The 11,891-nt window shown below is 66.0% G+C and carries 6 protein-coding genes; 3 read left to right on the top strand and 3 right to left on the bottom strand.

From position 1 onward, the window contains the following. Window positions 1-993 (bottom strand): cadherin repeat domain-containing protein (locus G572_RS0111885; protein ID WP_483855117.1); only part of this gene is annotated, 993 nt, incomplete at its 3' end. Window positions 994-1,189: 196 nt separating this feature from the next. Between G572_RS0111885 and G572_RS0111880 the strand changes: the two genes are divergently transcribed. From G572_RS0111880 to G572_RS0111870, 3 genes are all read left to right on the top strand, one after another. Further along, the gene (locus tag G572_RS0111880; RefSeq protein ID WP_029058675.1) at window positions 1,190-2,983 is read left to right on the top strand and encodes a peptidase domain-containing ABC transporter; all 1,794 of its coding nucleotides are present in this window, start codon (window positions 1,190-1,192) and stop codon (window positions 2,981-2,983) included. Between the two features lie 10 nt (window positions 2,984-2,993). Then, entirely contained in the window at window positions 2,994-5,207 is a 2,214-nt protein-coding gene (locus G572_RS0111875; protein WP_029058674.1) for a peptidase domain-containing ABC transporter, read from the top strand. A gap of 121 nt (window positions 5,208-5,328) precedes the next feature. After that, complete coding sequence (locus G572_RS0111870; RefSeq protein WP_208979100.1) at window positions 5,329-6,660, top strand: HlyD family type I secretion periplasmic adaptor subunit; 1,332 nt, start codon at window positions 5,329-5,331, stop codon at window positions 6,658-6,660. Between the two features lie 10 nt (window positions 6,661-6,670). Here the strand turns inward: G572_RS0111870 and G572_RS0111865 are convergent, their stop codons facing one another. Both G572_RS0111865 and pyc read right to left on the bottom strand, forming a co-directional pair. After that, complete coding sequence (locus G572_RS0111865; protein WP_029058672.1) at window positions 6,671-7,873, bottom strand: winged helix-turn-helix domain-containing protein; 1,203 nt, start codon at window positions 7,871-7,873, stop codon at window positions 6,671-6,673. Between the two features lie 26 nt (window positions 7,874-7,899). Beyond that, complete coding sequence (gene pyc, locus G572_RS0111860) at window positions 7,900-11,370, bottom strand: pyruvate carboxylase (RefSeq protein ID WP_029058671.1); 3,471 nt, start codon at window positions 11,368-11,370, stop codon at window positions 7,900-7,902. Between the last annotated feature and the right edge of the window lie 521 nt (window positions 11,371-11,891).

The following is an 11,891-nucleotide window of genomic DNA, read 5'->3' as shown; positions in this document are numbered from 1 at the left end:
ATCCGTGGCGTTTGCGACGATGCCCACAGCGGTTCCGCCGGAGGCGTCTTCGGCCAGGGTGTTGGCGCTGGCGTCCGTGTCGGTGACCGGTGAGACGGCGCTCTCGTTCACGTCGGTGACGTCGACCGCGAAGGTTTCCGACGAGGTGCTGCCATCGGTGGAGGTCGCGGTGACAGTGACGTCGATGCTGGACTCCGTCTCCGCGTCGAAGCTTGCACCGTCTGCGACGCGCACCGTGCCGTCGGGGTCGACGGTGAAGCGGGCGTCGTCGACGGCGTAGCTGACGCTGTCGGTCGCATCGGCATCCTTGGCATTCGCGACGATGCCCACGGCGGTTCCGCCGGCGGCGTCTTCCGCCAATGTGTTCGCAGAACCATCCGTGTCGGTGACCGGCGAGACGTCAAAAAGATCCTGCGGCACCGATCCACCGGAGGCTGTTGCGGCGCCTTCGTTCTGCACGGGCGTGTCGGCGACGGCCCCGGCGGCCGCTACAGGCGCGCCGAAATCGCCGGATGCGGGGGCTGGCGCCGACGACGATGTCGCCACCGGGGCCACGGGCGCGGAGGATCCGCGATAGGTCGAGGACCCGAGCGGAGCAGCGGCTGCGGCGTCGGGCACGAACCCACCGGCATCGACATCGTCGTCGGTCGTGCCGCGCACGGCCGCTCGATGTTGCGCGTGCGGCGGCTGCCACGGCTCGCCGGCGGGCGGCATCTCTTCCCCGGCTGCGGGCATGGCCGTGCCCTGCCGGATCGTCGCGGCCAGGGCTGCGCCGCTCACCGCGCCAAGATGCAGGCTTGAAAGCGTCGTTTCGTTGGAGACCGGATCGGACGGATCGTGATCGTATTCATGCGCTTCCTTCAGCGCCTTGCGGTCGGCGTCGACCCGGTTCCTGGCGGCCACGCCATCCTGCCCGCCCGACGTCACCGCGTTGCGCGGGCCGCCCGGTGCGGGCACCGGCGTCTGAGGGGTGTGCGAGGTATCGTCGGACATGGGATCCGCCATTCGAGTTGTGACTTTGCCCGATGAAAGCGGTCAATCCGCTGCACAATCGTTAAATCGATCTCGGAAAGCCGGGTTTTGGGCCACTTCCGGTCAAGCGGACGGATTCTTGGTAAAGAAATTTAAAAGAAAATAGCTTCAATCTCGGTGTATGACGACGCCAGTCCCACAATCCGGCCGACCCCGCTTGCTTGCGGCGCTGCGGCAGATCCTTCCCGAGATCGCGGTGCCGCAATCGCATGGCGGCACGATTGCGTCGCCGCCCCTGAGCGCGCCGGTCATCACGGCGTCGATCCTGGTCAACGGGTTGTCGCTGGCGTTGCCGCTGACCGTCTTGCAGGTCTACGACCGCATCCTTCCCAATGCATCGACGCACACGTTGTCGCTGCTGATCCTCGGTCTCATGGCGGTGATGGTACTGGACGCCGGACTGAAGATCGCCCGGGCGCATCTGATGGGCTGGTCGGCGGCGTCTTTCGGGCATCGCATCGGCCTTGCTGCGTTCCGTCGCGTCGTGCAGGCCCAGCCGGACAAGCTCGGCGCCACACCGCTCAGCGACCACATGCAGCGTTTCGGATCGCTTGGCGCGGTCGCGGATTTTTATGGCGGCCAGACGCGTCTGCTGGCGATCGACATCCCGGCCACCGGCGTCTTTCTCGTGTTGATGGCGATCATCGGCGGACCGGTCGCGCTTGTTCCCGTGGCGCTCATCGCAATTTTCGCCGTGTTGAACATCCGCCGCAACAAGGCCGTCACGGCCTCCATCGAGGCGCGCAGCGAGAGCGATTCGCGCAAGTACGACTTCGTGATCGAGGTGATGTCGCATATCCAGACGGTGAAAGCGCTGGCGTTGGAGCCGCAGATGGTGCGGCGCTACGAGCGCCTTCAGCGCCAGGTCGGGGAATGCAGCTATACCGCCATCCAGCTGGCGAACAGCTCGCAGAACGCCATCGGCCTGTACTCCTCCATCGCGACGATCTCGGTCGTCTTCGCCGGTGCGCTTCTGGCAATCGGCGGCTCCTTGAGCGTTGGTGCGGTGGCGGCGTGCACATTGCTGACCGGCCAGGTAATCCAGCCCGTCCTGCGGGGCATTTCGGCGCTTGGCGAAGTCCAGCGAACCCGTCACGATGTGGCCGAGGGCCTGCGTCTGTTCGACCTGCCGGAACAACAGGAATTCGCGGGAACGCTCGAGGATTTCGGCGAGGGCATTCACGTGCGCGACCTGTCGTTCCGCAGCAAGCGCAAGGCGGGCGCGGGGTTCGAGGGCGCGTCGTTTGCGGTCGAGGCCGGCGCGATTACCGGCATCCTGGGGGCCGACGGCAGCGGACGCTCGACCCTGATGCGCATCCTGTCCGGCGACCTGCAGCCCGACAGCGGCACGATCCGTCATGGCGGTCACGATCTCTACGGACCGGCTCACACGGCGCTGCGCGAGCGCATTTCCTACGTCGGTCCGGCCGCGCCGCTGTTCCGGGGCACGATCCTGGAAAACCTCACGATGTTCGGTTGCAGTGCCGCTCCGGAACGCGCCCGGGAGGCCGCGGCGCTCATCGGCCTGGAGCACGATATTCATCTTCTGCCGAATGGCTATGACACCGATCTCGGCGTCGGCGTCATGGATGCGCTTCCGGGGGCGACGAAACAGCGCATCGCCATTGCCCGCGCGCTGGCGCGCGACCCGCGGGTCCTGATCCTCGACGAGGCGAATGCGCCACTCGACCAGCGCAGCGAGGCGCTCCTCATCGAGGCCCTGAAGAGCTTGCGCGGGCACATGACGATCCTGATCGTCAGCTATCGCCCGTCGTTTCTGAAAATCTCCGACCACCTGCTGGAGGTTGCCGACGGGCAGGTGAGCGCCGTCAATCCGGAGCCGGTCGCCGACCAACCGGTCCAGGACGCCGCGAAAGCCGGTCCCGACACGATGCCTTCCGCGGCCGCGCCGGCAAGGCCGTTTTCGATCAGCGGAAAGTTGACGGCATGAGGGCGCAGCCATGACGCGGGACCCCGCTGCAACAGGCTTTTCCGAAGCGCCGGTCCGCAGGAATGCGGTCCACCGGCAGCTCAACGCCCTGACGCGCGCGCTGGGGCGACCGGCAGAGGAGGACGGGCCGCCTCCCGTTCCGGCGCCGGAAGATCACGCCGGTCTCGAGCCGTGTCTGCGGGTGTTGCTTGAGGCGCTTTCCTGGCGTGGCAACGAGCGTCTGATCTTCGAGGCGATGCCGCATTTCGACGGGCTGTTTTCCGTTCACGAGCTGCGGGCGGTGCTGAGCCGCCTGGATCGACCGACGCGCCGGTTCACGGGCGGCGCGACCGCGCTGCGCGAAGGGCATTTGCCTTGCATCTATTCGTGCGACGGGCATGTCTATGCCCTGCTGGGACTTTCGGCGGAAGGCGGGTTTCGCGCCTTCGACGCCAGCTCCGGCACGGAAAAGACGCTTCGCCCGAAGGCGGGCGAGGGAGCCGTTTTCGTTTTTCGCGAACCGGACAGCGGCACGGAAGCAGCCGATGCGCGCCGGCGCGGCTGGCTGGGGTTCGCGCTTGGGCGGTTCCGCAAGCTGACGCTTTCGATCTTCGCGCTTGGCTTCGTGCTGAACAGTCTCGCGCTCGCGGTGCCGCTCTTTGTCATGGCGGTTTACGACAAGGCCATCGGCGCCAAGTCCGTGTCCGTGCTCGTGACGCTGAGCGTCGGGATCGCGGTCATTCTCGTCGCGGACTACCTGCTGAAGCGCATTCGCGCCTCGTTGCAGGCCTATCTCGGCGCGCGGCTCGACACGACAATCGGCAACGAGGCCTTTGTCCAGATCCTGCATTTGCCGCTTGTCCTCACGGGATCGGCGCCGATCGGCGCGCAGCTGGCACGCTTGCGCCAGTTCGAGGGTATCCGGGAAATCTTCACCGGTCCGCTGGCCAATGCTGCGGTGGACCTGCCGTTTTCGCTGCTGTTTCTGGGCGCGATCGCCATCTTTGGCGGGCAGCTCGTCTGGCTGCCGGTCGTGCTGATTGCGCTCTATGCGATCATGGCGGTGTTTGCGATTCCGAAGATGCGCAGCGCAATCGCCGCCTCCGGCCAGGCGAAATCCAACCTTCAGAACCTGACGATCGAGACGATCACCCATCAGGGATCGATCCGCGACCTTTCGGCGGAGACGGTCTGGATCGAACGTTATCGCCGGCTGTCCGCCGATCATGCGCAAAAGAACCTGCGCACCCGGATGATCCAGCAGACGGTGCAGGCGATCTCGCAGATGCTGATGTCGTTGTGCGGGGTCGGCATTCTCGGTCTCGGCGCCGTTCAGGTGCTGAACGGCGACATGAGCCAGGGTGCGCTTATCGCGGTAATGGCGCTTGCGTGGCGCGTGCTCAACCCGCTCAACCAGGCCTTTCTCTCACTCAGCCGCATCGGCCAGGCGCAGCAGACCGTCGAGCAGGTCAATGCGCTGATGCGCCTGCCGCAGGAGCGCACGCCCGGAGAAGCGCCGTCCATGAACCGGCGGTTCAAGGGGGCGGTCGCGATCAACCAGCTGGTGTTCCGCTACCCCAACAAGAGCGAGCCGGCGCTTCGCGGTATCGATCTGCGGGTGAAGCCTGGCGAACTGATCGCCATCGCCGGGCCGAGCGGCGCGGGAAAATCCACCCTTCTCAAGATTCTTTTGGGTCTCTATCCGCCGCAGGGCGGAGCGGTCATCGTCGACGGGCTCGACATCCGCCAGCTGGACGTGGGCGAGTGGCGCCAGTCCGTCGGCTATGTGCCGCAGACGGCCGAGTTCTTCTACGGCACGCTGGCCCAGAACATTCGCCTCTCCAATCCGCAGGCAAGCGACGCGGACCTGGCACGCGCGGCTGCGGAGGTCGATCTTCTGTCGGACCAGGGTCTGTTGCCCGACGGCTTCCAGACGCGGCTCTCGAGCCAGGTTCTGCGCCGGTTGCCGGACTCCTTGAAGCGGAAGATCACGCTCGCCCGCGCCTTCGTGCGCGACGAGGCGCTCTATCTGCTCGACGATCCCGGCAACAATCTCGACTTCGAGAGCGACAAGCTTCTCATGGACAAGATCCGTGCGCTCAAGGGCCGGGCCACCGTCTTTCTCGTGACGCACCGGCCGAGCCACATGCGGCTCGCGGACCGGGTCATCTACATGCGCGAGGGACGGATCGCCGCGCAGGGGACGCCCGACGAGATCGTGCCGCGGATCATGAATGCGGCGTAGCCGCCGTTTGGGTCGCGCCCCGGAGCCGCGCGCATGGAGGCGTGTTTCACACGCTCTATTAACGGTGTGCGCCTAGACTGGCAGCCGGATTTGGTATCGAGTTCCGTCAGGGGTGTGTTTGGTGCAGTCGCCCGCAAATCAACGCAGTGTTTCCGGACGCCTGTCGCTCCCGCTCGAGCTGGAGGACGGCGAGCCGCCGCGCGCCATCGGTCGCGCGCTCTACATCCTGTGCGGGCTGGTGATCGCTCTCCTGTTGTGGGCCAGCATCGGCGAAATCCGCGAGGTTGCGCCGACGCGCGGAGAAATCGTGCCCTCCGGGGCCGTGCAGCCGGTGCAGCATCTGGAAGGCGGCATTGTCGAGAAGATCCTCGTGCGCGAGGGCGATCTCGTCGAGGCGGGCGCGCCGCTGATGCAGCTTCGCGCGAGCGACGCGAGCAGCGAACTCGCCCGTATCCGGGTGCGGCTCGACTGGCTGACGCTGGAAGACGAGCGTCTCGACGCGGAGGCGCTTGGAGACGCCGGCGGCGGCGCGGGCCTGCGCGGTGTCAGTGGCCGGATCGCGCTCAGCGACCGCCAGCGCGATGCCTTCCTCGCCAATCTGCGCTCCCGCAAGAAGGAACAGGATGCGCTTGCCGCCCGGGTCGATCAACGCGAGGCGGAAATCGCCGGCCTCGTGGCGCGCAAGGAGCTGCTGCAACAGCAGCTCGAGACGGAGCGCGAGAAGGTCGCGATCCAGAGCGAGCTGCTGAAGGAAGGCTATACCTCGCGTCGTCGGTATCTGGAGGCCAAGACCCAGCTGCACGCTGCGGAAAACGACTTCGCCGGCGTTGTCGGCCAGCTCGGGCAGGCTCGCGCCGGCCTGGCCGAAGCGCAGGCGGGACTGGCAAAGGCGCGGGCGGACGTGCTGCAGCAGGTTGCCGAACAGAAGAGCAAGATCGGCGAGGAGCGCGCGGAGCTTCGCGAACAGCTCGCCGGGCTTCAGGACCGGGCCGACCGGCTCGTCGTTCGGGCGCCGGTGGGCGGCCTCGTCAAGTCGGTGGAGCAATCCGGATCCGGGTCGGTGGTCAGGCCCGGCGACCTGGTCGCCGAGATCGTGCCGCTCGAGGAGGACCTCGTCGCGGAGGTCAAGGTCGAGCCGAAGGACATCGGTCACATCAAGGAAGGTGACGCGGCCGACGTGCAGGTGACCAGCTACGATGCAAGCCGATACGGCTCGGTCCAGGGCACGGTGCGCACGATTTCCGCCTCGAGCTTCAAGGACGAAAACGGCGAGGCCTATTTCAAGGCGGTGATCGCGCTCGCAGCGCGCGAGGTCGGTTCGGGCGCCAATATCCGTCCTGTGCTGCCGGGCATGGTGGTTCAGGCCAATGTGGTCACCGGTTCCAAGTCGCTGATGCGCTACATGCTGAAGCCGATCGTGCGCTCGCTCGACACCGCCTTCGGCGAGCGCTAGTCGCGCGCTGTCACCCGACAGGGTCGCGCAGCCATCCGCCCTCGAATGTCACCTCTTCCATGCCGGTGAAGCGGGCCATGCGGGAAAGCTCCGCCTCCAGCCTGTCCTGGCGACCGCTCCCGAAACGCACGCCGCGTTCCGGCCAGAGCGCCCTGACGGCAAGCCGGCCCTCGGCGCGCTTGCAGGTCACGTCGATGCGTCCGATGATCCGGTCGTTTTCCAGAAGCGGAAAGACGTAATAGCCGTAGACGCGCTTTGGCGCGGGAACGAAGACCTCGATCCGGTAGCGGAAACCGAACAGCCGTTCGGCGCGCTTGCGGTCGCGCAGCACGGGATCGAAGGGACTGAGCACGCGCAGGCGCTTCGGCGGGGCGGGCGTTTCCCGGAGACAGGTTTCGATATCGGCGCGTGCGAAGGCGGCACGGCGTCCGCCACTCCCATCCACGGCGACGGCGCGGATGCGGCCGCCAAGGTTGGCCGCGCACCAACTGGCGGCTTCCGCAGGCGTGATCAGGTCGAAAAACGCCGCGATCTCGCCTGAAGTGGCAACGCCGAGCCGCCGGATCGCCTCTGCGCAGACCGTGTCGACGAAGGCATCATGCGCGATCTCGCGCCCGAAATGCTCCGGCGGAATGACCCGTTCGGCGAGGTCGTAGATCTTGGCGAAGTTCTCCCGGCGGGTGACGGCGATCTCGCCGGTGCGCCAGAGATATTCCAGCGCCGCCTTTCCCGGATGCCAGTTCCACCAGCCGGGTTGTTTGCGCGGGCCGTCGCGGTCGAAGTCGCGGGTGCCCGCCGGGCCGTGATCCCGGATGCGGGCAAGCACCTTGTCCAGCTCCGCCTTGAAGTCATGGCCGTGCCAGTTGGTCCAGCGCGCCTTCATCCGGTCGCGTTCGCGCGCGAAACGGTGCCGCCACAGGGGATAGAACTCCACCGGAATGCATGACGCATCATGCGTCCAGTTCTCGAAGAGGTCGCGACGGGTTTCCAGCAGCCGCGCAAGCTGGTCGGGCCGATAGGTCTGGTTGCGCGAAAACAGGATCTGGTGATGGGCGCGCGCCACCGTGTTGATGCTGTCGACCTGGACGAAGCCGAGGTCGCGGATCAGCACCTGGCAGCCGTCGGTATCCAGCTTCCGGCCGGGCGCGCCGGACAGTCCCTGCAGGTGCAGGAATGTCCGGCGCAGATCGTCACTGGCGATGGCGAGGCTCATTGCGGCTCCATCTTCTCGCCGCTGTTTCAGTCTTCGACGTCGGCGAGCACCACCAACAGATCCTTGGCGTCGACCTGCTGTCCCGCGCTCACGACCACTTCGGAAACGGTTCCGTTGCGGTCGGCATGGAGCGCGGTTTCCATCTTCATCGCCTCGATGGAGACGAGCACGTCGCCGGCCGTCACCTTCTGGCCGGCGGAGACAGCGACTGTGGAGATAACGCCGGGCATCGGCGCGCCGACATGCGCTGGGTTGTTGTCTTCCGCCTTGCGTCGCGCGGCGGCCCCGGCGGCTCCATGCGCCCGGTCGGGCACCTTGATGATACGCGGCTGGCCGTTGAGCTCGAAGAACACCTTGCATTCGCCGTTCTCGTCGGTCTCGCCGATCGCCTGGCAGCGCACGACCAGTGTCTTGCCCGGTTCCAGGTCGACCATCACCTCCTCGCCGGCGGGGAGGCCGTAGAAGTAGATCGGGGTCGGCAGCACGCTGACGGGACCATAAACCTCGCGCGCCGCCGCGAACTCGGTGAAGACCTTGGGGTACATCAGGTAGGAGGCCAGTTCCGCCTCGTTGATGTCCGTGCCGGTCTTTTCCGCGATTTCCGCGCGGCGGGCCTCCAGGTCGTCGTCGTCCAGCAGCGCGCCCGGACGCACCGTGATCGGCTTTTCTCCCTTGAGCACGCGCTTCTGGATGTCTTCGGGAAAGCCGCCCGGCGCCTGTCCGAGGTCGCCGTGCATCATCTGCACCACGCTTTCGGGGAAGGCGACGTCCTTGTCCGGCGAGAGCACGTCGGCAACGCTGAGGCCCTGCGCCACCATCATCAGGGCCATGTCGCCGACGACCTTGGACGAGGGCGTCACCTTGACGATGTCGCCGAACATCATGTTGACGTCGTGATAGGCCTGCGCGACCTCGTGCCAGCGGCTTTCCAGCCCGAGCGAACGGGCCTGTTCCTTCAGGTTGGTGAACTGGCCGCCCGGCATTTCATGCAGGTAGACCTCGGAGGCCGGTGCTTTCAGGTCGCTTTCGAAGGCGCTGTACTGGTTGCGTACCGCCTCCCAGTAAAGCGACAGGTCGCGAATCGTGCCGGCGTCCAGCCCCGTGTCGCGGGGCGTGTCCTTGAGGGCTGCAACCAGCGAGCCGAGCGCGGGCTGCGAGGTGAGCCCCGAAAAGGCGTCCATCGCCGCGTCGAAGGCATCGGCCCCCGCGTCGACGGCGGCGAGCACGCTGGCGGCGGAAATGCCCGAGGTGTCATGGGTGTGGAAGTGGATCGGCAGGCCGACTTCCTGCTTGAGGGCAGAAAAGAGCTCCCGTGCCGCCGCCGGCTTCATCAGTCCGGCCATGTCCTTGACGCCGAGGATGTGGCAGCCGGCCTTTTCAAGATCCTTCGCCAGGCGGATGTAATAGGCGAGATCGTATTTCGGCCGGGCGCTGTCGTTGAGGTCGCCAGTATAGCAGATTACGCCCTCGCAGAGCTTGTCCTCCTCGATCACCGCGTCGAGCGAGACGCGCATGTTCTCCACCCAGTTTAGGCAGTCGAACACGCGGAAGAGATCGACGCCCTCGTTTGCCGCCTGCTTGACGAAATGGCGCACGACATTGTCGGGATAATTGGTGTAGCCGACGCCGTTCGCGCCGCGCAGAAGCATCTGCAGCAGGATGTTGGGCGCGCGCTCGCGGATCAGGCGAAGCCGCTCCCAAGGGTCTTCGGTGAGAAAGCGCATGGCGACATCGAAGGTCGCTCCGCCCCAGCATTCCAGCGAGAACAGCTGCGGCATGCCGCGCGCATAGGCGTCGGCCACCGCGACGATGTCATGGCTGCGCATGCGGGTGGCGAGCAGCGACTGGTGGCCGTCGCGCATCGTGGTGTCGGTGACGAGCGCGCGGCGCTCCGCCTTCATCCAGTCGGCGAAACCGGCGGGGCCGAGTTCTTCCAAGAGCTGGCGCGTGCCGTTCTTGATCGGCGCGTCGATGGCGGGCGCCTGCGGAGTTGCCGCCTCGGCGGGCGGGCGCGGCCGGGTCTTGGTCTCCGGATGGCCGTTGACGGTGACATCCGCGATATAGGTCAGGAGCTTGGTCGCACGGTCGCGCCGCGTCACCTGCTCGAACAGCGCCGGCGTCTCGTCGATGAAGCGGGTGGTGTAGTTGTTGCCCCGGAAATCCGGGTGGCCGATCACGTTTTCCAGAAACACCAGGTTGGTCGCGACGCCGCGGATGCGGAACTCGCGCAAGGCACGGTCCATGCGCTGGGCGGCCTCTTCGGCGGAGGGCGCCCAGGCGGTGACCTTTTCCAGGAGCGGATCGTAGAAGCGGGTGATCACCGCGCCGGAATAGGCGGTGCCGCCATCCAGGCGGATGCCGAAACCGGTCGCGCCGCGATAGGCGGTGATGCGGCCGTAGTCGGGAATGAAGTTCTGCTCGGGATCCTCGGTGGTGATCCGGCACTGCAACGCGTGGCCGTTGAGCTTGATCGCGTCCTGCGTCGGGATCGCCGAGCCGGGGTCTCCGATCATGGCGCCGGCGGCGATGCGGATCTGCGCCTTGACCAGATCGACGCCGGTCACCTCCTCGGTGACCGTGTGTTCGACCTGGATGCGCGGATTGACCTCGATGAAGTAGAATTTGCCCGTATCGGCATCCATCAGGAACTCGACCGTTCCGGCACCGCGATAGTTGGTCGCCTTGCCGATCTTCAGGCCGTAGTCGCTGACTTCCTTGCGTTGCTCGGGCGTGAGATAGGGGGCCGGCGCCCGTTCCACGACTTTCTGGTGGCGTCGCTGGATGGAGCAGTCGCGCTCGAACAGATGCAGCAGGTTGCCGTGGCTGTCGCCGAGAATCTGCACCTCGATGTGTCGGGCGCGCTCGACGAGCTTTTCCAGATAGATCTCGTCCTTGCCGAAGGCGGCCTTGGCCTCGCGCTTGGCGGCTTCCACGTCGCGCAGCAGCGTTTCCTCGTCGCCGATCACGCGCATGCCGCGCCCGCCGCCGCCCCAGGAGGCCTTGAGCATCACAGGATAGCCGATTTCGGCGGCAAGCCGGCGCACCGTCTCCATGTCGTCGGGCAGTGGATCGGTCGCAGGCATCACCGGAACGCCGGCCTCGACGGCGAGGTCGCGCGCCGAAACCTTGTTGCCGAGCCGCCGCATGGTCTCGGGACGCGGGCCGATGAAGACGATGCCGGCTTCTGCGCAGGCGTCGGCGAACTCCGGGCTTTCCGACAGGAAGCCGTAGCCGGGGTGAATGGCATCCGCGCCGCAGGCCTTGGCGACCCGCAGGATCTCGTCGATCGACAGGTAGGACTCGATCGGGCCGAGCGGGGCCTCCAGGTGCGGGCCGCGTCCGATCTGATACGCCTCGTCGGCCTTGAAGCGATGCAGGGCGAGCTTGTCCTGTTCGGCATAGACGGCAACGGTGCGCATGCCCAGTTCGGTCGCCGCGCGGAACACGCGGATGGCAATCTCGGATCTGTTGGCGACGAGAATCTTGCGAATGGCCAAATTTACCCCTCCTGTATTGGCTTTCCCGACGGGTTTTACAGGGCGCGGCGTCGCAAGGAAAGGTGGTGCGCTGCACCATCCTGCTATCTGTGCCAAAACGGAACGGAGCGGTAAAGCCGGGGAGGCCCCCGCCGCGAGCGCGTTGCGCCCTCGCGTCCGCATCTCGGTGCGTGTAGGCGGCAAGCCACTGTATCTTGGGAAAACAAAACAGGAACATTCTGCCGTCAGCGATTCGGACAGGCTTTGTTCCCGCTTTAGTTGAAAGGTTAACCGGATCGCTCGAACTTTGCCGTCGGAGTTTACGAAATCGCAAGGATTTGGCAGATGCGATGCGCGACGCCTTCTGCCATTCGCGGCAGGGCCAATATCCTGTGCCGATTCATGATTTCGGACCATTCTGCCATTTTGGCACCACATCTTGTATAAAACAAACCATGAACATGCTGTCGGCAGCGATTCGGTCCGGCTTTGTTCCGGACTCGTTCCGGTTGCAGGGCGTTGAGCCGGCGGGCGGGGCGATT

This window comes from Stappia stellulata DSM 5886 (assembly GCF_000423705.1).
In the GTDB taxonomy this organism is placed as follows: domain Bacteria; phylum Pseudomonadota; class Alphaproteobacteria; order Rhizobiales; family Stappiaceae; genus Stappia; species Stappia stellulata.
Note: the sequence above shows the minus strand (reverse complement) of the source record. Positions and strands in the feature narration are given on the sequence as shown.